General features: G+C 46.6%; 16 protein-coding genes and 1 tRNA gene. 7 read left to right on the plus strand and 10 right to left on the minus strand.

Annotated elements, in window-relative coordinates; translation table 11 throughout:
- Window positions 1–254: 254 nt before the first annotated feature.
- From G493_RS0123745 to G493_RS0123780, 5 genes are all read right to left on the minus strand, one after another.
- Window positions 255–4,514, minus strand: a complete 4,260-nt coding sequence (locus G493_RS0123745; protein WP_028582338.1) for a hypothetical protein — start codon at window positions 4,512–4,514, stop codon at window positions 255–257.
- Window positions 4,515–4,965: 451 nt separating this feature from the next.
- Window positions 4,966–5,262, minus strand: coding sequence for a hypothetical protein (locus tag G493_RS0123750; protein ID WP_028582339.1), 297 nt, complete (start codon window positions 5,260–5,262; stop codon window positions 4,966–4,968).
- Window positions 5,263–5,666: 404 nt separating this feature from the next.
- Window positions 5,667–6,008: a terminase gpA endonuclease subunit gene (locus G493_RS0123760; RefSeq protein WP_028582341.1), complete on the minus strand. Its 342-nt coding sequence runs from the start codon at window positions 6,006–6,008 to the stop codon at window positions 5,667–5,669.
- A 290-nt stretch (window positions 6,009–6,298) separates the two neighbouring features.
- Window positions 6,299–6,508, minus strand: a complete 210-nt coding sequence (locus G493_RS0123770; protein ID WP_028582343.1) for a hypothetical protein — start codon at window positions 6,506–6,508, stop codon at window positions 6,299–6,301.
- 575 nt (window positions 6,509–7,083) lie between these two features.
- A complete protein-coding gene (locus G493_RS0123780; protein ID WP_028582344.1) occupies window positions 7,084–7,371 on the minus strand; it encodes a hypothetical protein in 288 nt (95 codons plus the stop codon).
- A 243-nt stretch (window positions 7,372–7,614) separates the two neighbouring features.
- Here G493_RS0123780 and G493_RS34955 point away from each other — a divergent pair, with 243 nt between their 5' ends.
- Entirely contained in the window at window positions 7,615–7,869 is a 255-nt protein-coding gene (locus G493_RS34955; protein WP_408608821.1) for a tyrosine-type recombinase/integrase, read from the plus strand.
- 60 nt (window positions 7,870–7,929) lie between these two features.
- On the opposite strand, the gene G493_RS0123790 is transcribed toward G493_RS34955, so the two are convergent.
- Window positions 7,930–8,016: transfer RNA gene (locus tag G493_RS0123790), tRNA-Leu, on the minus strand.
- A 149-nt stretch (window positions 8,017–8,165) separates the two neighbouring features.
- Between G493_RS0123790 and G493_RS0123795 the strand changes: the two genes are divergently transcribed.
- The gene (locus G493_RS0123795; protein ID WP_028582346.1) at window positions 8,166–9,155 is read left to right on the plus strand and encodes a potassium channel family protein; all 990 of its coding nucleotides are present in this window, start codon (window positions 8,166–8,168) and stop codon (window positions 9,153–9,155) included.
- Window positions 9,156–9,285: 130 nt separating this feature from the next.
- Here the strand turns inward: G493_RS0123795 and G493_RS0123800 are convergent, their stop codons facing one another.
- From G493_RS0123800 to G493_RS31085, 3 genes are read right to left on the minus strand one after another with little or no spacing between them, the layout of a single operon-like run.
- On the minus strand, window positions 9,286–10,464 hold the full coding sequence (locus tag G493_RS0123800; protein WP_028582347.1) for a pyridoxine 5'-phosphate synthase: 1,179 nt from the start codon (window positions 10,462–10,464) through the stop codon (window positions 9,286–9,288).
- 2 nt (window positions 10,465–10,466) lie between these two features.
- Window positions 10,467–11,468 carry a PhoH family protein gene (locus G493_RS0123805; protein ID WP_035275877.1) on the minus strand — a complete coding sequence of 334 codons (1,002 nt, stop codon included), beginning with the start codon at window positions 11,466–11,468 and terminating at the stop codon, window positions 10,467–10,469.
- A 23-nt stretch (window positions 11,469–11,491) separates the two neighbouring features.
- Window positions 11,492–12,334, minus strand: coding sequence for a thioredoxin domain-containing protein (locus G493_RS31085; protein ID WP_035275857.1), 843 nt, complete (start codon window positions 12,332–12,334; stop codon window positions 11,492–11,494).
- Window positions 12,335–12,790: 456 nt separating this feature from the next.
- Here G493_RS31085 and G493_RS32735 point away from each other — a divergent pair, with 456 nt between their 5' ends.
- The 5 genes from G493_RS32735 (at window position 12,791) to G493_RS0123850 (ending at window position 21,462) form a co-directional block, all read left to right on the plus strand.
- Window positions 12,791–13,201: a DUF3015 family protein gene (locus G493_RS32735; RefSeq protein WP_028582349.1), complete on the plus strand. Its 411-nt coding sequence runs from the start codon at window positions 12,791–12,793 to the stop codon at window positions 13,199–13,201.
- A 338-nt stretch (window positions 13,202–13,539) separates the two neighbouring features.
- The gene (locus tag G493_RS0123820) at window positions 13,540–15,468 is read left to right on the plus strand and encodes an Lnb N-terminal periplasmic domain-containing protein (RefSeq protein WP_028582350.1); all 1,929 of its coding nucleotides are present in this window, start codon (window positions 13,540–13,542) and stop codon (window positions 15,466–15,468) included.
- Between the two features lie 541 nt (window positions 15,469–16,009).
- Window positions 16,010–18,187, plus strand: a complete 2,178-nt coding sequence (locus G493_RS0123825) for an adenosylcobalamin-dependent ribonucleoside-diphosphate reductase (protein ID WP_028582351.1) — start codon at window positions 16,010–16,012, stop codon at window positions 18,185–18,187.
- 677 nt (window positions 18,188–18,864) lie between these two features.
- Window positions 18,865–19,509, plus strand: a complete 645-nt coding sequence (locus G493_RS0123840; RefSeq protein WP_028582352.1) for a hypothetical protein — start codon at window positions 18,865–18,867, stop codon at window positions 19,507–19,509.
- A gap of 672 nt (window positions 19,510–20,181) precedes the next feature.
- Window positions 20,182–21,462: an SGNH/GDSL hydrolase family protein gene (locus G493_RS0123850; RefSeq protein ID WP_028582353.1), complete on the plus strand. Its 1,281-nt coding sequence runs from the start codon at window positions 20,182–20,184 to the stop codon at window positions 21,460–21,462.
- A 148-nt stretch (window positions 21,463–21,610) separates the two neighbouring features.
- On the opposite strand, the gene G493_RS0123855 is transcribed toward G493_RS0123850, so the two are convergent.
- Entirely contained in the window at window positions 21,611–22,735 is a 1,125-nt protein-coding gene (locus G493_RS0123855) for an RNA-splicing ligase RtcB (protein ID WP_028582354.1), read from the minus strand.
- Between the last annotated feature and the right edge of the window lie 159 nt (window positions 22,736–22,894).

Consider the following 22,894-nt stretch of genomic DNA (forward strand, 5'->3'; position numbering starts at 1 on the left):
CATTACCCGGCTACGGCTCGGTAGCTCATGGGAACCGCCTAGTGCGGACCCGCATGCTAGGTGGTGTGGGGGCTGGGGGAGAGATTCCCCCGGCTACCTGATTCTGGCGCAAGGCACCAGGGCAAGGTGCTTGACGAAGTCAGCACCGCGATTCATGGCGACGCAGTCGCCATGAACGACAACATCTGCGGCTTGACCGCAGAATGTTATTGTTGGAATTAAGTCTCGCGTCCCCAGGAACTACGGGCCGATTGTTACGCGGTCCACCAAGCTTCTCTGTCGAGCTGAGAAAGGGCCTCCTCAAGCCGCTGTATATCGCAGGTGAGATTAAGTGCGTCAGCAGTCCATAGGATCTCTGCAATCCCAACAATTCCTAGTGCTTCAGTCAGCTTGCCGTGCCAAGCTGCCAGCTCTTGGAGGCCAACAATCTCGGATCCGTTCCATTCGCTGCGAGGAAGAAGCTTGGATTCAAGTTCGGTCAAGAGGGAGAAGCACTCTACCAGCATAGGACGGTCCCGCATTGCTTCCCTAGAGAGGTTTGTGAAGCTCTCGAAGATTTGCCCACACCGATCAAGTACGTTTTGGAGCACTGCGCTCAATTCATCTTGGACTTCTCGGATATAGCTCTGTGCGATGCCCGCGCCGAGGTCGTCTAGATCATCTCCGAAACGCACGAAGTCAGCGAAGTGTCCGCATTGTTCCCAGAGTCTTGCGAGCGCATCAGCAAACTCACGAAACTCCTGCAAGCGAGGGGGCACCCACTGTTCCAGGTCGAGTTGTCGCCACGCTGCGTCCGGGATGGGAAGTGGTACATGTCGGTATTTACTCTGGGCCACACTGGCGCTTGAGTACACGGCACCCCAAAAGTGGGGATAGGCGAGTTTTTGAAGGCTCTTGCCCGCAACCAGAGGAACGGCGACGATCTGTCGCCAATTCAAGTCGGCGACTAGCCTGTTGTTGTCGTTGGAGCGGCAGATCGCGAGTGTCTTTCTGAGACATTTTTCAAGAATGTAGGAAATATCAACCAGTCTTCCAGGATCGCGAACATCGCATGTGATCCAGAGAGTGGGATTATCCTCCCAGCGCGCTCTTGTGTCAAATATCCGGAAATTGGCACCATCCCGGCTTATCCCTGTGAGACGTTTGTCCAGTTGCCGTCGTAGGTTCGCAAGCGTCTTCTGAGTGTCGAGTTCAGTCAAGTGCTTCGTCCTGGATCGTCGTGCGGTTGCGTTGTTCGTACATCCAGGTCGTTCCAGGAATTCGTTCCATAACAGGCAAAGATTAGGAATGTCAGATGATTCACGTAAGGCCAGGGCATGGTGTTCCTGCGTCTCAGTCCTTTCCCCGAGGATTCTTTCGATTTCACGCTGGAAGGGCGAAAGTGCTTTGCAGAAATCGGCGAGGTTCACCATTGTGAGGCGTCGTCCCTTTCCGTCGAAGCCTGCTTCTTGCAGTTGTGCTACGAGCTGCTTGCGTTCCTTCTGGCAAGTGGCTTTTCCAAGCATGGAGTTTCGCAGGAGAACAGCCGGAGCCTGTGTCAGAAAATTACCGAGCGGTTGTGTGTACTCCTGAGCCGCCTTACTGAAGTTTCTAGAAACCTTTTCTCTGGCATGCGTTTCGTTTCCATATCCTTCCGGCCGTGGTCTTTTCTTGCCGCTTCCCGGATCGAGGCCCCATTCATCAACCGCGCATTTCGGGAAAAATTTGATACGGAAACCGGTTGCCTTCAGGCTATCCCACCGTTCAGTTGAAAGATGGTCAGAGAGCAGATTGACGGTTTCCTTGCTTCGGTAGTATGCGAGAATTGCGGATCTCAGTTCGGCGCACATCTCAAGCACCTCTCGCCTGAAATTCAGTGCATCTCTGGAGAATTCCGCCCACGTCGGGACTCGAAAAGCAAGGGCGCCGAGTTGGCCAAATAGATGGTTAAGTTCCGGCCCCCATCGAGGCAGCAAATAATGCTTGAGGATTCCCTTCTCCGATTCATCGTACTGCGGATCAAGTAAGCCGGTTCGGTGCCCGATGCCTTTGCTCCTATATCGCTCCTTGAAAGGCAGAATATTGTGAACAACTTGTAGCTTCGAGACTACGAGATCATTCAGCGACACAGGTGTTTTCCCTCCGTCTCCGTCAGCCAGGAGCCCACGCTCTTCACGGGAAAGGAGGAAGCCGCTGGATATCTCCTCATCACTCTCCGAAAACTGTACGATCCGAAGGTCACTTCTAAGCCTTGTGAGCAACTTTTCATGGTTTGCAGCAAACCAGCACTGATACCGGTCTCCCCATAGTGTCGCGACTCCGATACACGCTTCACCAAGGGCTTCAATCTCCGGGGCAGCTATAGCTTCCGTCAGGAGATCTTCGTTGACCCATTCTTTCGCAACGTGTTTGATGCCCAGATGGCCTACCCAGAAGCATGCTTCTCCAAGGGAACTCCACTCACGGTTTGTTTCGGGCTTTAACAGTGTAAATTCTCGATTCCGTATGAACTTTTCAAGGCGGCCAAAGGCACGTTTCGTATCGGTCTGTCGCGCAGCGAAGCCGCGTGATGCTTCAGCAGCATTAGCTCCGAGTTCACCCAAGCTTCCGAACATATCGGCCGTGTTGATGTCGGCGATGCCGGCGATGTCGAAATGGAGCATGAGGTGCCAAGCCTCGTTACACCGGGCAAAGGCGTCCTTGATCACAGCTCGGTTCTCTGTCACGTACTCCGCCACCCCAAGCCACAGCAGCGCCCGCATGCATCCGCATAGGCCTGTCCAACGCCTGGGCTGGAACGCATTGACGGCTTCCACCACGGCCTCTCTCGACTCCGACTCATAGAGAAAGGCGCAAAGCAAGAAGCGCTCAAGATCACGTTCATCAATAATCGGGAGGACGCGCATCGCCGTGGATACCCATGGCTGAACATTGTCATCTGTAAGGAATGCCGCCAAGAACCGGGATCGGATTGGATGTAGGGCGACGACATACCTCTTGTCTTTGGTCAGGCGTAAGAAGAATTCCTTCTCGAAAGATTCAAGCACTCTGAGGGGTTCTCTCACGTTCGCCTTCTCGGTCAGCCTCAGCACGTCCACCTGTGCTTCGTACGCCGTGGCGACTGATGCAAGGCGAAGCAAATCCAATTCTTGATCCTGTATCCTGCCACTGCGCGCTGCGTCCTGAAGGTTGGTAATCTGCGACCTAAGGCGATTTTCAAGCGTATTGTTGCTGCGAAGGAAATGAACGAATTCCAACAGCGGTCCCTGCCCGCCAAAGCGCGTCCAAGCATCAGAGAAGTCGATCACGTGAGGAATGTCGTGAGCAGAGCGTAAGCGGGTGTATATGCGCTCGGCCTCTCTTTCGTCGAGACTGAGCTCAATGTCACGGTAATCGAGATCAGGGAGTCTTGCGAATCCTCGTCGCCAATCCTCCTCGCGGAGAGTTGCCAACACTCGGACATTCGAGCACGGCGCGAGGAATTTGGCCAGCTCGATCCACGAGGTGCCGCCCGGTTGAACATCGATACAGACTAATAACTGTGCTGAGGAAGCTTCTGCGTGTCCAGCTAGGGCAAGAGCGATGCTGCGGGCGTGAGCCTCTCCCTCTATAAGGTCCACTCGATAGCGCCATGCCTCCGGGTAGTAGTCATAGGAGTAACGATACGCCAAGGCGGTCTTCCCCTGGCCCGAAGCACCATGTACTATCGTTAACTGTGATTCGTCGAATGCTGCGTGAATCTGTGACAGAAGTTGATCGCGTTTCACATCCAAGCCCAGCGCTATGTGCTCGGGTCGAACTGCCACTCCAGAGGCGAACTCAACGGCGAGTGTATGTCGTTGCTCGCTCGGCACATTGATGTCCTCGATCGGCCGTACCGAGGTGTGCCATTCTCGGTGAAATGCTGCGCGTTTTGATAGAAACTCGCCGATGGATGTCACTCTGTCAACTATTTGGCGGCGGTCAAGTAACTCGCGGTGTTCCGCAGCCGAGTAGATCCACCACCATAGCGCCTCAAGCGCCCGCTCAGGGGCAATTCCCGTACACAGCGCCGCAAGCGCACCTGTAACGTCACGGGTGACAGTGCTCTCTTCCACCTGCTCAAGACGAAGGGCATCTGCAATGCCAGCCGCCGTGCCTTTAGCATCCACGACGCCCGCGATGTAGTTGATTAGGTTCTGCCTCTCGCGCACACTTCGCTCATCCAGTGCGGCTGTCAGCACTGGCCCTATGGGACCATAAGAAACAAGCGTGACAGGAACCCCTTTGTTTCTCTTCACGAGTTCCTGCATGCGCAGGAAAAACGGTTTGCCGAGGGACGATGGCGAGAGCGCCGCACTGTGAGCTTTGACTTGAACTGCCTCTAGTAACTCTCCGTCCGCTGAGTAGACGGCCAGATCCTCTATTCCTTCCGGTTGAAAGTTGGAGCCTGTGTCGGATTCGAGAATTCTCTTGAGTGCGTAAAGTGACTGAAGCCGGAACCCTCGATACGTGGGACCGGGATCATCTATCAGTTGTTTGGGCTCGCTATCCATAAGTATGTATTGACTCCCGGCTTGAGCACAAAGCAACCTTGTAGAAAGTTACTAACAAGTAGTTATATAGTTTCTCGATAACATACACCCTTTATGAACGGCCAAGCCGACCTTGTACCTACACAGTGGTACGTCATTTTTGTTAAATAGAAATATATAGAAATCTAGCCATACCAATGAGTTGGTGGCATAAATCTATAAAACAACCTGGTGTTGATAATGTCAAATAACTTATTGGTTGTTTGCTCACTAATAAACACATTTTGAATGTTATAGAGTTTCTTTTTATCTGTAAAGGAGCTCTTCCTGCTATCTGCATGGGTACTTATTGAGGGGGCGAGGGGAAGCCAATAGTGTTATGGCGCATTATTTGGATAAATTGCGGAAAAACAGTCCAATATTTTGAGCGTTTCTGTTGCAGCAGGGGGTGATGAGTTATTTTAGGTGATCGTCATTCGTTTACGGTGATATCTTCTTCAACGCTCTTGATCGTTTTTCCGATTCGATTGAAAAGACAGAGAAGATTACAGTAGCGGTGATATCGAATGCGCACAGATCCTTCCCAAGATTTGGTTGAATAGATTTTTGCTCGTTCACTGCATGCAGGGTACAGAGCACCATGGCGAGGTGAATACGTAACACCTCCCTCGGTTTCTTCCTGTCTTTTCATTAGCCAGAAAGTTGTCTTATGTTTGGTTGTCTTTTTCCAATCTCTCACCCGCAGTATATCCCCAGCCACCAGAGACATGAAGCTGGCATCCTAATAATGCTAGCCTTTTCCCTGGGTTGATGTCACAGACCTCGTTAATCCACATATTCTACACACAGATGTTTTGCATATTCTTCTGTTGCTGTAGCATTTCGGCGCCAGCCACCGGAATCCAGAACCTTGCGGTCCAATTTGCTGGTGAGCATATCTTTGTAGTGGTGAGTGTCGCAGATGTAGAGTCCTGTCCCGCCTGGAATTGGCCGGTTTGTTCCGGGGTAACGATCCACATAACGGTAAACGGATTAGCCCTTCGACTAGAAGCCACCTTGTAGGGTACTCTTTTACATGGATGGGCTAAGCAGAAATCATATACCTCTGAGGTACGATACCCCATGGCATCCTGTACAGTTAGCGTTATAGGTATATATTTCCCACTCTATCCTTTATTCATCTTCCCACAGTATTTTTACCAAGGCCTGAAAGGTGACTGCAACTCCGCTACTGATGTACCAACAGGTCTGCTTCAGTCCCCATCCCAGTGCATTAATGTAATAGACAAATCCATCATCCTGGTTATCGACGCCAGCTACAAGAGTAGCGACCTGGTTATCTCCACGGATCACAGCCAGGGCCATGTCAAGGAGTGCTGATTCTTCTTCGGTTGATGAAATATAGCCTTCCAGTGGCAGCACCTGTTCAGGCACCTTTTCCAGAACCTGTCCAATGGTGGTTTCACTCTTGGGAAAGTATGCATCACCATGAAATTCCAGTAATGCCTCAACCACAGACTTCCTGGAAGTTACGAACATAACTGCGCATGCCGGATCATCTGGAGCATACCTGTTTATCAAAATGATTTTTCAGGCGCATATTTTCGGTACCGCATTGGGCACATTTTCCCATATTGCTTTTTGCCATGCATTCTCCGTTGAACAGCACGTGTTTGTTTTGCTGGTTCATGCATTCAATGCCACCCACAATTTTTGCAGATGCGTTTGGAGATAGGCCTGATGGTTGTTGTACCGCCATGTTTTCATTGAGCACCCTGAGCTCTGCCAGGATCTGAACCAGCAATTCATTCGTATCTATTGTTTCCCACCTGGGTATGTTTGGCAACTGAACGGCCAACTTCTTCATACACCTTACGCTGTATTTCTTTGATGTCGTCAATTGATTTGCCAGCATCTATTGCTGCGTGAAGGTGGGCTAGTTTTTCATAATCAAGCAGTTTTTCTTCCACCATGGAATCAGCAGGCTTGGTAATGCCAAGGGTATGGCTCTTCATCCAGGGCTGCCGAGAGGTAGCGGATTATTCCGCGGTAAGCACAGCCAAGACCAACCTGATGCATTGCCTCAAATAAGTTTCTGAGGCGCTCTATCTGGCTGGCATTTTGACTGTCAGTGCAAGGAAAAAGAGGCTCAGCTGTCCACCTTTGCAATGTCCTGATATCGTAGACCTTGAGAATATTTTTACCGTTCCAGCACCAAGGTTATCCATTGTCAATGAATAGGACTGAAGCGGTGTCATTCTGCGCCCTGATTGCGTCATTGTCTTGATTTACCCTTGTGATATTGTGAAGGTATGGAAAAGCAAAAAAATGATATTTGCTGGACAGGCAACGCCCTCCCCGCTACTATGCATGTGCGACCAAACATAGAGCCAAGATGGTTGGAGGGGAGGGGATGCCTGTTTCAGGCAGCTTTTTCCTTATTGCTGGGACTTACCCCATGTACCGGCTGTCCCCAAAAATCTGCAATTCCTTGCATCACTTTCTCCTGTCGTCTTGCTCCATTGATATCCATGGTGACAATCGTCGCGCTATTTAGGTCAAGCGATGCTGCCAGGCGGTTTATAGCACCTCATCCACCGCCTTTCTCTTGGATGGCCTGACAGAGTTCATCGTGCTCTATGAGGTTGGTTTTGTTTTTCATTTCAACGGGGAGGGATAGATGAAAGAGATAGTCCACTCTGAGCGATTGTACCGATGCCCAGTCACAACTCGGGAAGAAACGCTGTCCATTAGAACAACCACCCTGAGCGTGAAAAGCAGGATCAAAGAAGATGCTGGAAAAGAGATTACACGAAAGAAGGTTTGTATAATCATGGACTGCACAGGTTTGCATGATTGCGATGTTAGAATTGTTCATGGAAACGCACTGAGTCACGATTGGTCGCAATGTCCGGCGATGGAAGTCTTAAAAACATCGTGAAAGATTTCCTGATGATAACTCTTTCCGGAATCTCAATGTCGTACGAAGGATAAAACAATCAGTGTATTCAAGAGTTGAGAAAAAATCTCGATTTCCTCAAACTCAAGCACTGGTGTGCAAATATGGTAAGCCTTACATGTGGAGAGCTTATTATCATGGCTGCTCTACTTTTTCGAGGATGTGACAACTACCCTAACACAGGGGGGACCATATATAGATCTGAAATCAACTTTATTATTGGCAAAAAAGAGAGCTGGGATCACCAAGAGAATCACCCCTCATGTTTTTTGTCTTGCCTTTGGCGTTCATTCCGCAGAAAAGGGAATCCACCTTAGATCAATCCAGGAAATGATGGGTCACTCAACCAGCCAGGTCACAGAAATTTATACTCGCCTGGCGACCGAGCATCTATTGAAAGAAATCGATAAATTCTAGTGTAGCAAGTTGGAAAATAAAAAAGGGTTCAGCGTGAAAACGCTAAACCCTTGAAATTTTTGGTGCCCGGAGCGAGAGTCGAACTCGCACAGTGCTAGCACCGAGGGATTTTAAGTCCCTTGCGTCTACCAGTTCCGCCATCCGGGCATCAGCGCCCAAAAATATACACCCAACCTGATAATTTGTCAAAGAACATTTGCGTATCTGTGCTCTATTCTCTGTAGCGCAGCGGGAAGGTCTGTGATAAACTATATGGCTTTTAGTTATTATTTCAATATATTCACTTACGAGACTGCATGCGCAAGGTAACCGTTATAAGTCTGCTTTTCATCCTGTTATTGTTAGGTGGAACAGTAGGTTACATGTTTTTGGAAAATACGGGTTTTTGGGAAGGAATGTACCTGACCATTATCACTGTCTTCACCGTCGGATACGGGGATATTGTCCCCATTCATGCTGGCGGGAAGGTGTTTACAGTCTTTCTGGTCATTACCAGCGTCAGTTTTGTTATGTACACCTTCAGCAAGATAACAGAGACAATGATTGAAGGTGAATTGCGTGGTATTTTCAGGAGAAGAAAAATGACACATCAGGTCTCCCGCTTGCGTGACCACTATATAGTCTGCGGTTTCGGACGTATTGGTAGAGAGATTTGCAAAATACTTGAAGAGCATAACAGAGAATTTGTAGTCATAGAAAAAGAAGAAGAGGTAATACACGATATAGAAGCGAGTGGATATCTGGCCTATCAGGGCGAGGCCTCAGATGATGATGTACTCCTGGCTGCCGGTATTAAAAGGGCTAGAGGGTTGGTCTCTGTTGTTTCCACTGATGCTGATAATCTGTATATCACTTTAACCGCAAGGGGCATAAATCCGAATCTGTATATCATGACAAGATCGAGCGGAACACCAGGCGTAGAGACTAAACTTATGCGGGCCGGTGCTTCAAAGGTTATCTCGCCATACTCCATAGGTGCAAAGAGAATGGCTCACTTGATTGTACGTCCTACGGTAAGTGATTTTATTGATCTGACAATGGGGGCAGGAGAACTCGACCTGATGATGGAGGAGTTGAAAGTGAGTCACGATTCGGCTTTGGTCGAAAAAAACCTCATCGATGCGGAAATTCGAAAGAAGTATGATGTGATTGTGGTCGCCATTAAGCATGAAGATGGTACCATGGAATTCAATCCTAAACCTACCACTATTATCCGCGCCGAGGATATTCTCATAGTGCTTGGATCCTATGAAGATATTATCGGACTCAGCAAGGAGCTGGCCTAACCCACATTTTTATATGAAATGATAGTTATAAAAACTATATGCTTATATTGAAGTGTATATGCTTGGGATGCACCCTAAGCTGAGACAAATACGTCCCCAAGTTTTAAAAACCTGGGGACTTGTAAAAAAATCAGGAAATTTGCTTTACAATGGACAGTATTTCACGAACAGCCTGGTCAAGGCCAACAAGTACTGCCCGGCTGATGACAGCATGCCCTATACTCAATTCTTCAATGGTCGGTAATGCAGCAATGGCTGCTGTATTCCTGTAATCCAGCCCGTGCCCTGCGTTAACCCTAAGCCCTGACTCATAAGCCAGTTCCGCAGCCTGGGCTATAAGCCTGAATTCCTCGTCCCGTTCTTTTTCAGTAATTGCGTCGCAGTAGCGACCAGTATGCAACTCCACATAGGTCGCTCCTGCTTCCAGAGCTGCTTCGATCTGGTCTGCCTCGGGATCAATGAACAGTGACACTGGGATGGATGCCTTGGTCATTTTGGCAATGGTTTTACTGATTTTTTTGAAGTTCCCAACTACATCCAGGCCTCCTTCTGTGGTCAGTTCCTGACGTTTTTCCGGTACCAGGGTTACCATATCCGGGCCTATCTCAAGGGCGATATCCACTATTTCTTTTGCAATGGCCATCTCCAGGTTGAGTCTGGTTTTCACAGTCTGCCTAAGCAGGCGTACATCACGATCCTGGATGTGTCTTCTGTCTTCTCGCAAGTGGACAACAATACCTTCAGCACCGGCAAGCTCGCATATTGCTGCGGCAGTTACCGGATCTGGTTCAGTTGTCCCTCTGGCCTGCCGGACAGTGGCGACGTGGTCAACATTAATGGCAAGATGTGGCATATGTGTTCTCCTGCTGTGTATCAACTGTTGAAATAATTCTTTTTCTCTGTCCCACATTTCAAGAGCCTCCTGCTCGGATCGTTCATGATCATAGCCAATCAGATGGAGCATGCCGTGTATGATGAGCTCCCGGATGCGGTGATGCAGAGTAGTATTTTGCTGTCTGGCCTCGTGTTCCGTAGTTTCCAGTGCAATGAGTATATCGCCGAGATCTGTTTGGATATCTGGTACAGCGATATCATGGTCAGCTGGAAAGGACAGAACATTGGTCGGTCCTTCCTTTTTTCGATAGGTGAGGTTGTAGAAAGCCATTTCCCCATTGGTCATCAAGACAATACTGACAACCTGTCGTTCTACACCCAGAATTTTTTGTAAGCTGACAGTAAAACGAATAAGTTCTTCACTATTAACGGTATACCCTTTGACCTCTTCGCTGATGCTGAAGTTGACAGGCATAGTCACGGTTCCTTTTTCTCGACATTGGCGTAAGCCTTACCTTGTTGACTGGTATCTTTTTCGTAGGCATGGATTATTTCTTGAACCAGCGGATGCCGCACAACATCGGATTTGGCAAAGTGACAAAAATCAATACCTTTGATTCCGGTGAGGATACGTTTGGCTTCCACAAGGCCGGATGATTTATTCCCCGGAAGGTCAATCTGGGTGATATCGCCTGTAATGACGGCACGGCTGTCAAACCCTATGCGAGTCAGAAACATTTTCATCTGTTCGCGGGTGGTATTTTGCGCTTCATCCAGAATTATAAAGGCATTGTTGAGAGTTCGTCCCCGCATGAAGGCCAGAGGTGCAATTTCGATTATTCCACGTTCAACCAGTTCCTGTGTTCTCGCCTGGCCAAGCATATCGTTGATGGCATCGGTCAAGGGTCGTAAATACGGATCTATTTTTTGTGCCATATCACCGGGAAGAAAGCCTAGCTTTTCCCCTGCTTCAACGGCAGGTCGTGTCAGAATAATGGAGTGTACCTGTTCACTGGCCAACGCCGATACTGCCATGGCAACAGCGAGGTAGGTTTTTCCAGTGCCTGCAGGACCAATCCCGAAGACAATATCTCGGTTACGAATAGCCTCAATATAACGTTTCTGGTTGACTGATTTTGGCGAAATAACGCGATTTCTCGATGTAATGTAGACTTTGTCGAGAAAAATTTCCTCTAATTTTGTTTCTGGCGCAGATTCCAGGATTTTAACGCCAAAGGCTATATCCTGAGTAAAGACAGGGTATCCTTTGCGGATCAGCGCATATAATTGTTCAAGGACAGACGCAGCCAGTCCTACGGCATGGCTGCGTCCTTTAATCTGAACTTTGGAGCCGCGTACATTGATAGATACATTGGCTGCCTGTTCAATGGTATGTAGATTTTTATTGAGATCTCCAAAGAGCAGCTGTGCGGTATTGTTTTCAGTAAACTCAATCTCCCGTGTAGTTTCTGCATTCATGGAGCCTATGACATCAGTTTTTTTCACTCTTGACCCAATGCCTCATCTATCATAACCTGAATAGCCTCAACTGAACGCTGTTTTACCTGCACTCCATTGACATATAGCGCTGGGGTTCCTGTGACGTCAGCCTGTTGTGCGTCTCGTATGTCTTGTCCCAGTCGTTGCATGGTTTCTTCTGCTGCCATGTCTTTCTTATATTGGTCCATATCCAGGCCAATTTTTTTGGCTGTGGCATCAATCGCTTCCGGACTCAGTTTTGCAATATCAAACAGTGCATCATGCATTTCCCAGAATTTTCCCTGATTTTGGGCTGCGATAGCGGCAAGGGCAGCCTGTTGAGCATGGGCATGCATACGCAATGGCAGGTGTTTGAATGCTATTTTGAGTTTTTCTGGGTTCTTTTCAATTAACTCATGAAGTATCGGTTTGACTTTGCTACAGAAAGGGCATTCAAAATCTGAAAATTCGACAAGAGTAACAGGTGCATCGGGGTTGCCTAGAATCGGGGCTTGGCTGATATCGATATCCTGTGTAAAGGAGAGATCAATTGCTGTATAGCTATTGTCTTTACTGTTGACCAGGTAGATTGCCTCACCACGTGGCGCGATGTCAATATCTACAACGCCCTCATTTACAGGAAGGGTTCCCAATACGTTGCCCTCTGCACTGAAAATATGAATCTGGGAGTCCTCTCCTAGAATGAAAACTTTTTTGTTATCCAAGGACTGGACTATGGCCTTTGGCTGAACAGCCAGCTTCCAGCCTTTGTTGATTGACCAGTGCAGGTCGTTGTTTTTTGGTTCCGCAGCCCAAAGGGCTGTAGGGATGAGAAGTGAACAGAAAACAATTTTTTTGAGTAACATGTTATCTACCTGATAAATGTGGAAGTGTTAATGATGGGAGTGCCATGGGGATATGAAGCTTTTGGCGTCTCACCTTTCGTTTACCAGTCCAGTTTTGCAATGGCTTGCACGCCATTCTGGGCATTATAGTTTTACGCAGTATCTCAGTTTCTTTACAGACAGCAAACCATGGAATTGTATACTGCCTGATGGTTTACTTTATCTCATGGAAAGAGCACACTGTACTACTCTGGTCTTTTGAGAAAATGCGTAATCAGCCTTTGACTCTGATCTCTAAGAGGTCAGTTTCCAGACGATAGCACCACTATAATGAGAGGGTAAGTAATTGGCAAGGTACAAGAAAGCATTGATAGTACTGCTCTGCCCTTGACGATTAGTGATACCCTTTACTATGATATCGCGATGACCCAAGCGGGGAAAGAATAATCGCACGTTATTTGAAGGAAATGGATATACATGAATAAAATAGTATCTGTAATCACTCCGGTTGTATGCTTTTTGATGCTCAGTGGGTGTTCTCCCACCAGTGCACCAACGGAGAGCGTTACCAATACGTTGGATAATACCGTTAATGGCTTGCTTGATGTTTCTTCAAGCTCCACCCCTGGATCTTCTGACAGTGGGAATGCTGGCGTCGAGGCGTTCACCCGGGCCAATTATGCTGACCTGAAAATAGAAATGGCAACAGGAGATGGCGAACATGTACACGCTTTAGCAACTTTGTTGAAGGTTCCTCAAGAGAAGCAGGCTCAGTTTTTGGCGTTAGTACAGGAACAATATATGTTGTTGTATCCAACTTCGCAGACTCCTCCGCATGTTATGCTTACTTCGTTGTATGAAGCCATGGATACAGCTGACTTTAACTAGGAGTTTGTCGGAGAATTGCTATTTTTTCTCAGATTAAGGCATTTTCAGAACATCAAGCACAGCCATTTAGTTGATATTGTGAGCATTGATTTTTTTAAAAATAACACAAATATGGGGAAGAAGAGCTTTCGCCGACAGATTCCTAGAAGCCTCCTCGTGCCTGTCCATAAATGTTTTTTCCTGATAGCGGGGTTGTTTTTAAAGGAAAGTATTCCTGAAATATCAGTCGTCTAAAATGCTATTTGGGGACAGTCTCCAGGTACCTGTTTATATATTGTCGTCTCGGAGTCTTGTTTATTTGCAGCGTTTACAGCAATTTTTTTTAGAATTGGGGTAGGGTGAAGAACCTGCTTGCATGCATTCTGCTTGCCGTGTTTCTGTTTTGGCAGCCCGACTCATCACTGGCAGTGTATGATATTTCTGCATTAAAAAAACGTGCTCATGATAAACATATATGGGCATCAGCCAAATGGTTGAAGTTGTTACATTATATTGACAATACTTCTCTCATTCCTTTTTCGGCAAATTTTTTTTTCAGTAAAGGCGCTTCGTTGAATCCGGAAACAGAAGGATATGCCAACCTGGAGATGTTTTGGGGCGAAAATCGTTTTGCCACTGAAACAACATCTCTTGCTGATACTGATCCGCGTTGCCGTTTCCCTGCACGTTACAGTTTCCTCGCACAAGAACTTGATGTTGTTGATCCAGAGGATGTTATCCGTAAATGCCCGGCATTGAGCAAGTGGCTCACCGCAATCAATGGTACAGGACTGAGCCTGGTTTTACCGGTATCCTACATGAATAATCCTGCTTCTATGTTTGGGCACACACTGCTGCGAATAGATTCAGCGGATTTTTCATCCTCTGACCCCCTATTGTCTGCCAGTGTAGGATTTGTTGCAGATGCCGGAGCAGAGCGCGGCATAGGGTATGCCGCCAAGGGGCTTGTGGGTAACTACCTGGGGTATTTTTCAGCCACGCCTTACTATGTGCAGGCACAAATGTATGGCAGTCTGGAGGATAGAGACATCTGGGAATATCCCCTGGATCTGACGCAACAGGAGATTGATTTTTTTCTCCTCCACGTTTGGGAACTGCAAGGAATAGGCATTCCTTATTATTTTTTACGGCAAAACTGTGCCTATCAATTACTCGCTTTGCTTGAAGTATTGAGACCTGAGTTACCCTTGATTAACGCGTATCAGTACTGGACATTGCCAGTGGAAACAGTCCGTCAAATAGAAAAAAAAATTGGCTTGCGAGCTCCTCCCGTCTATCGTCCCAGCAAGAGCAGTAGAATACTACAGGCTGCACAACGGCTTTCCCAACCATTGCAGCAACTGGGCGCCAATCTTGGACAAAACAGCGAAAACTTGAAGTGTCAACAATTTACGCAGCTCAACACTCATATGCAGGCCTGCGTTTTAGAGCTGGCCATGCTGTATAATCAATATCTGCAGGTTAAACAACATCCACGCCATAAGGTAGCCGGCGAGACAAAACTTGCACGTGTGCAACATGAACTGGCCATCCAGCGCAGTACTCTCCCCCGATGCAAGGTTCAACAACCCCATAAGCCCTTGCCTGTGAGGCCTGATAAGGGACATCCGTCCATGCGTATTGTAATGGGAGCAGGGGTACAGGATGGTCTCTCCTCTTGGTTGTTGGGAGGACGCCCAATTCTCCATGATGTCTTTGATCCACTTCAAGGGTATATTCCTGGTGTGGGAATTGAAATTTTGGATACAGAGTTCAGGTATACCCCTTCTACCAAACAGTTGAAGTTGGAAAGCCTGGATTTGATCACCCTGCAGTCAACCAATCCGCTGGAACCACTGTGGGGACAGCCTGCATGGCTTGTAAATCTTGGATTTACGAGATTTACATTTGCAGACGATGATGATTCTTTAGTTTTGTATGGACAAGCTGGCATAGGCAGAACAACGCCAGTAACCCCATTGGGATATGGGTATGGTCTTGGTGGTATATCATTGTGGGTATCGGATAAAATATCCGGCAAGGTTGAGGCCGGACCAACTGTGGAACTTGGCTGGTTGTTTCCAGATACTGATCACTGGGTGTGGGGACTGAAAAGTCTGATCACCCAACCTCTGATTCTGGACGATCAGGTGAGGTACCAGACAGCTTTTACGGTTACGTACAGATTAACTCCTCAGCAAGCTCTCAGGGGTGAGTTTGCCTCTGATAATTTTGTTCACACCAGCAGCTATTCGGCGCTGTTCGAGTGGTGTTTCTATTTCGATTGAGTATCTGTTGAAGAAGAACACGTTGATTGTAAAAGTCCAGAAAAAAGAAGTGAATTTGGCCTGAAAAACAGACCAGTTTGTAGAACTTGTTGAAAATATGAGTTTTTCAGTTTTTGTTAAAAAAACACAACATGTGGGGCTTTTTCTTGTTGAACCTGTCCATATGTTGTGATAACTTCCCTGCGTGGTCAACATGGATGGAGCAATTTTTCAGGTTGTTCCAACTGCCTGTTGTAGTGACCGATCTGTGTTGGCAAACAACCGCTTTCAAGGGTTGCCCACAGTGTTTCATGTACTGTTTCAAAGGGTGCCCTAAAACATAAAGACAATTCTTGTATTCTAAACTTGCGCGTCAGGTGCCGGGTAACAGATTTTTAATTTTTCAATCTGCCAGGTACAGCTTGCGTGCGAAATTTTTCAATTATTAGCCAGAATAACTTGTAACTCAATTGCCGTTGGACAATAAGGGTCGTTGCTTTTTTGTGATTATCGCAAAGATATGTTGCGACTACAACCATTGAGCATACGGGGAGAGGAGTGTATGACAAAAGACATGCCGAGACAACAGTTAACAGAAACTGCCGAAACCGTTCTTGAGCGTCGCTATTATCTCAAAGATGAAAAGGGAAATCCCATTGAAAACTGGGAAATTCTCTGTCGGCGGGTAGCTAATGCCGTGGCCCTGGTTGACCAGGAACTCGATGACTATGATACCATTCGGGATGATTTTTTCAACATGATCTATCATCTTGATTTTCTGCCAAACTCGCCATGTCTGATGAATGCAGGGACAGACCTCGGGCAGCTTTCAGCCTGTTTTGTTCTTCCTGTGGAAGATTCCATGGACGGCATTTTTACCTCTATTCGTAATGGGGCTCTTGTGCATAAAACCGGCGGTGGAACAGGATATTCCTTTTCTCGCCTGCGTCCTAAAAATTCGTCGGTTCGATCCACCCAGGGAGTAGCTTCAGGGCCGCTGAGTTTTGCAGCTGTGTTTGATGCGGCAACCGAAACCATCAAGCAGGGCGGTAAGCGCAGGGGAGCCAACATGGGAGTCCTGCGCATTGATCATCCTGATATTATGCAGTTCATAGTAGCCAAGGAAGATCAGACTAAATACACTAATTTCAACTTCAGCGTTGCCATAACCGACCTGTTTATGGATGCTGTGAAAAACGATCTGGATTATGATTTGGTCAATCCGGTAACGGGCAAAGTCACCCAGTCACTTAGGGCGGTTGAGGTCTTTAACAAGATTATTGATCTGGCCTGGCATAACGGTGAACCTGGTGTTTTGTTTATTGATGCGGCAAATCGCGATAATGCCACTCCTCAACTTGGTGATTTTGAAGCAACTAACCCCTGTGGGGAGCAGTGGCTTCTCCCTTATGAATCCTGTAATCTAGGCTCCATTAACCTCGGGCATTATGTCTTAGAGGGAGATGTGGACTACGAACAACTGGCTAAAACAGTGCATCTTGCGGTTCGTTTTCTGGATAATGTCATAGATTGCAATCGATTTCCTATCCCTGAAATTGCAGAGATGACCCAAAAGACCCGTAAAGTAGGGCTGGGAGTTATGGGCCTGCATGATATGCTTATCCAAATGGAGCTGCCTTACGCTTCAGAGAAAGGAAGGGAGGCTGCCTCAAATGTTATGCGCTTTATTCGCGATGAAGCAGAAAAAGCATCTGTAGCCATTGCTGAAATCAAGGGCCCGTTTCCTGCTTACGATCCGGAAATCAACACCTACAAACCGCGCAGAAATGCCGCACTCACATCCATACAGCCAACTGGTACGGTATCTATGATTGCTGACTGCGCATCAGGCTGTGAGCCGTATTTTTCGATTGTAATGGAAAAACACGTTATGGATGGCGATCGACTGTTAATGGTTAACAGGCATTTTGAGGATGTGGCCAGGCAGGAAGGTTTTTATTCTGAGAAGCTGATGGGAGATGTCGCTTCCAGCGGTACAGTTATAGGACATAGTCAAATACCTGTGAAATGGCAGGAAATTTTCCGTACAGCCCAGGATATTTCCCCGCATGAACATATCCATATGCAGGGGATATTACAGAATAATGGAGTTGATTCATCTATCAGTAAAACCATTAATCTCCCTTCTGCTGCAACCCGTGATGATGTACGTACTGCCTACATGCTGGGATTTGACCTCGGGTGCAAGGGACTGACCGTATACAGAGATGGTTCCCGTGATCATCAGGTACTCAATGCCACCACCAGTGACAAGGCAAATGAGGCAACTGTTTCAGCTTCAGCCGGGCTTGTTCGTAAGACAGAGCTACCCGATGTACTCAGTGCTAAACGTTATCGCCTCAAAGATATTAATCAGAATACGATTTATCTCATTGTTTGTTTTGATGAAAACGAAAATCCCATGGAGGTTTTTGCTAAATTTCCATTTGATAACAGGGTCGACCTGAAAGATAAATCAACCATGTGGACAACCACATGCCGTCTGGTTTCCCTTGCCTTACGTTACCAGATTCCCATGGAGGAGATTATCAAGCAACTCGATCGTTCCAGTGGACACATGCTTGATTTACCTGCCCAACTTGGCAAACTGCTCAAATCCTTTATGGCAGCTACTCACCATGGTTTCTCCAGTGCTTGTCCTGAGTGCAGCAGCGGCAGGCTGGTCTTCGAAGAAGGGTGCGAGATCTGTCATGAATGTGGATATTCGAAGTGTTCATGAGGATGTTGCTTTTTTAAAATGTACAAAGCCGGCAGCCATGTGGTTGCCGGCTTTTTTTTATATCGTATTAGAATGGATGTCTGTGGGTAACTGCTTATCTGCAGGCTTGTGTCGAAATGAATAAAAAACCCCTCTGCCGAAATAGGGGATGATCTGCAGAGGGGTTCAAGTAGGAGGATGACATGAGCGCCATTACCTTTATATTACGCCTTACTGATCAGAATAACAAATGTTTTTGCCATTTTTCTCTTGTGCCGCAAGGCTTTTCACAGGGGGCTTCAGTTTGATTGTGCCTTGCGCATCATTAGTTCCAGGTTGAACAGCGGGCAAGAATAGTGAACCGTTTTAACCACTATAGGCAATTGGTCTGGCCAAATTTTTGATTTGATCCTGATGCCTTTGTGGCTGGCAGCAATACAAGCTGTATGAGATTCTCTTTCAATTTTGTGGTTAGATAGGCTCTGGCGGTCTAAAAAAGGAGCAGAAAAATGAGAGGCTATCTTTTTTATATTCCACAAGTTTTTATTTTTCCGATTTAAAAAGTTGTCTGACCTTTCAGAGAAGTGCTGACAAGAGCTCTTTTTATGGTTATGATAGGCTCTATATAAATATTTTTGATGGAAAAATATTTTTGGGCCATTTTTTTTGAAGTTTAGAGATGTAAGTAGGTAGTAGTCATGAAGCGACTTTTCTGTCGCCAATCTCAGCTGGAATCGCTGACCAAGGTTTGTCGAAGTTCATATATATCCAGTTGTGTGAAGGCAGTAGCATACGGATCCTTTATCCCCATCCTCCTCCAGGCGTGGTTTTCAGGTGAAGCTTTTTTTCTCTTTGAATCGTACTCTGAATCTACGGTCCAGTTTGTACGAACCTGGGTAACCTTGGGATTTGTTTTAACCATTATTCATTTTTTTGTTACTTTGGAACAGATTCCAAAGTATCTCACTCCACTGGAATCAGAAGATCCCAAATACGATTTGAAAAAACATCTGGACTGCATTCGCTGGGTAGGGGTCATGTGCGGGTTTGTTATCGGTACCCTGATTTCTTTCTGGTCCCAAAATTCTATAGCTGGTGCAGACTCCAATTTGTTGTGGTCTGTTATTCTTCTCATGGTCGTCATGATTTTAGCCATAGGAAAAGATTTCTGGAGGATGTCTGGCTTGTCGCCAAATGTTGCCGATCAGCTGGAACTCCTTGTGGAGAAAGATCTGTATGCCAGGAAGTATTGCATGGAACTGGCAGAACACAGACCGTTTGTGGATGTTGATTTTGATCTGCTGGTGCGTGAAATGAAACGTTCCGCTACCAGACAACATTGATTATTTCGTAAATTTCCGGCCTTCTGTCAGGAAAGAGAGCATCGAAATTCTTCACATTATAGTGATACTGACTTGGACATCAGAGTCTGGGAGATTATCAGAGAATGCCTATTCTCGGCAAGCTCTTCCAGAATCTCTGTAATTGCGGCCTCATACAAACCGTTTCTGCTGCCGGTGATGCACAAGAAACGGTTTTCTCTGGGAAATATTTCTTTACAGGTTTACAGAGCCTTGTAATTGCCAGCTGTTTGCGTTAAAGAATCCGCGTTAGTCCTGATTTTTTCACGAACCTATTCAAGGCTGCAGAGAATGTGTAGTTAAAAGAGTTGTGTTGTTCTCTTTTTTGAAAAGCTCACAGCTTGAATAAGAAGGTCTTGTGTGTGTACACCTGACAGGAAGAGTGTACGTATGCTGCCTTTCAAATGATTTTTGATTCGTGGAAAATACAGTACCTGATTTATCTCGGCTAGTAATCGGGATAGTCGGGGGCGTTCGTTTCCAGGCACAACACGTGCGAACTTCACGTTGAACATTCCCTTTTTCACAGAGACTATATTCCCTCTGAGTAGATGTCTGATGAATGCTGTTCGGTGTGGTCTATTTTCATTAGGACCATATAAGCTGTACTGTGCCGTAGATTAACCAGTAATGAGGTAACAGAAATTTACTAATATGAAGATGTATACATGGATAATGGCTGTCGTTTCCTGCCTGACCCTGGTTTGTGTCGTTCTTTGTAGTCAGCCAGCGATGGCTCTAGCCAGCTCTTTTTCAGACCGTACAGTCGAAATTGAGAATGCTCAAGGCGAACGGTGGGAATTTAAAGTGCAATTCGGCGATGGCCGTGATAGCATTTTTTACACATACTCAACCAGTGACGGGAAGAGTCTGGAGTCAACGGTGGAGACTCAACTCTATTCTGATACAGCTCCCACTGCAGTACTTCTTGGCGATATTCCCATTCTTGCTTGGTCTTCCCTGGCTGTAGCTCAGGGAGACAGTGATATCTATTTTGCAACCTGGACCGGCAACGGTTGGTCAGAGCCCCGGATGGTACATGCAGATAATGCATTGGCAGATATGTCCCCTGAGCTTACGTGGAATGATGCCGGCCAACTGGTATTGTCCTGGTGGCGAAACACCGGCAGTGATATCGTACAGATATGGGCTGTGTACAATGAGGGGCGTTTTGCCGTGGAGAATGACGTGGTTGCCGCTGCCGGTAAAGCCACTACTAAGGCTTCAAGCTATTACAGCAGTATTTCAGGCAGGGGCATAGCCGACCCTTTTAAATGCATTGCCATTGGAGACAGCATCACAGCAGGCTGTAAAAGGGACGCAGCTCACAATGTCAATTACTGGTGCGGACATGACCGGACAGGTGAAACCGAAGGCGGATATGTGGATACCCTGCAGGAACTTTTGCAGGATATTAATAGTAATTCCAGAGTATATAACTACGGCCATCCTGGAGAGCGTTCCTATGAAGGTGCATCCAGAATCAATACGGTTATGAGTGCACACTCTGATGCTAACTGTATCCTCATTATGTTCGGCGCCAATGATCGCTATGAAGAACTTCATCCCACTTCAACCCGTGCGAACATCAAACTTATGGCAGACCGGGCCATTGCCCGAGGGATTGCGCCGGTTATTACCACTATCACTCCTAATACTGCGGTTTGGGACATTGATCAATATAACTACCAGATAAAGGATCTTGCCAGGGACTATGGCATTATCATGGCCGATCAGTACGGTGCCCTCTGGTATGGAGATGATCCTGAATATCAATGGGAATCCAAGTATTCCTCTGGAGATAATCTGCACGTGAGCGATGCAGGGGATGTTCTCGTAGGTAATGAATGGTTCGAGACTATGCAGACAAGCAAACTGTTTTTTCCAGATTTTTCCTTGCCAGGTATAAACCTTCTTCTTTTGAAGAATGATTGATGCAAAATTGTAGGATGCTTGAAACGTAAAACAGTTTTGGGTAACGCGTGGAAAATTCAATATGTTTTCGGCAATACACAAAGCCGTTTCAGATGCGTCTGTGTATTGCCGGGAATTTATTGGATATGGTGTAACGCCTTATCCTTTGTCAGGCTTTGAAATTGTAGATTGGTTGTATAATTGTTTCTATATCAACACAGTCGGTTATCAGTTGCTGTAGTTCATTGGTGTCTTTATAAGCCATAGGAGATTCATCTATGGTACGTTCACTGACACAGGTGCTGTAAATACCCTGCATTGCCTCCTTGTATTCCGCAAGGCTTATCAGAGTCTTGGCTTCTCCCCTTTTTAACAGTCTGCCAGCCCCGTGCGGAGCTGAAAAATTCCATTCAGGGTTACCTTTGCCTGTTCCGATAATGCAGCCATCTCGCATGTTCAGTGGAATAATGACAGATTCACCTTTGTGCGCTGAAATGGCACCTTTTCTCACAATGTTGTCTGCAAAATTGAAATAATTGTGAACGCTTGTTATCTGTCGACAGTGAGAGAGTTTCTGCGACAAATAGCCTTCCGTGAGAATTTGCGCGATGGTCAGGCGATTCAGTTCTGCGTAGGCCTGAGCAATACGCATATCTGAGAGATATTCATTCCCTCCATTTTCATGGGTAAGGTATTCCATGCCGTGATAGGCGCCTGCTCCTTTGAACTCTTCCTTCAGTGCCTGTTTGGCCTTTTGCTGATGAAACCTGCACACCTGTAAGCCAAGGTTTCTGCTGCCACTGTGAATAATCAGCCAAATATTGGCATGATCGTCCTTGTCCAGTTCAATAAAGTGATTTCCACCACCAAGTGATCCAATACTTAACAGAATTCTCTGATGTTCAGTCGGCGCCACTTTTCGAATTAACTTATCGAGTTCTGGAACTGCTGCTGCACGCTGCGTATTGATTGTAGAGTGAATGTCACTGCCAGCTGGAATAGCAGAGTGAACAAAATTGTCAAATTGCTCAAGGTTGATGTGGACCTGTCCCAGGTTCAAGGCGGTTATCCCGCAGCCGATATCCACTCCTATTACGTTGGGATTAATATACCTGTTTGAACTCATTGTAAAGCCAACTACAGATCCTTTACCCATGTGAACATCGGGCATGATAGCTATCCGGCTGTCTTGGAAGCAGGGGATGTTGAGCATGTTGTATAACTGGCTTAGAGCTGCTTCATCAATTGTATCTGTAAAAATGGTTGCTGAGTTATATTTTCCTGTAATTTCCATGGCAGATGCCCAATAAGGGCCGGTCCTGAATGAATATATTTGCTGTAGCGTGAAAAGAACAAAAACACTCAATTATGGACAGAAACAGGCTTAGGGGTACGGAAAAAATACATTATCCAATCTTGCTTGTCTCTCAACTCGGTAACGTCGTCGCGTCAA

It is taken from the genome of Desulfogranum japonicum DSM 18378, from assembly GCF_000429945.1.
In the GTDB taxonomy this organism is placed as follows: Bacteria; Desulfobacterota; Desulfobulbia; order Desulfobulbales; family Desulfobulbaceae; genus Desulfogranum; species Desulfogranum japonicum.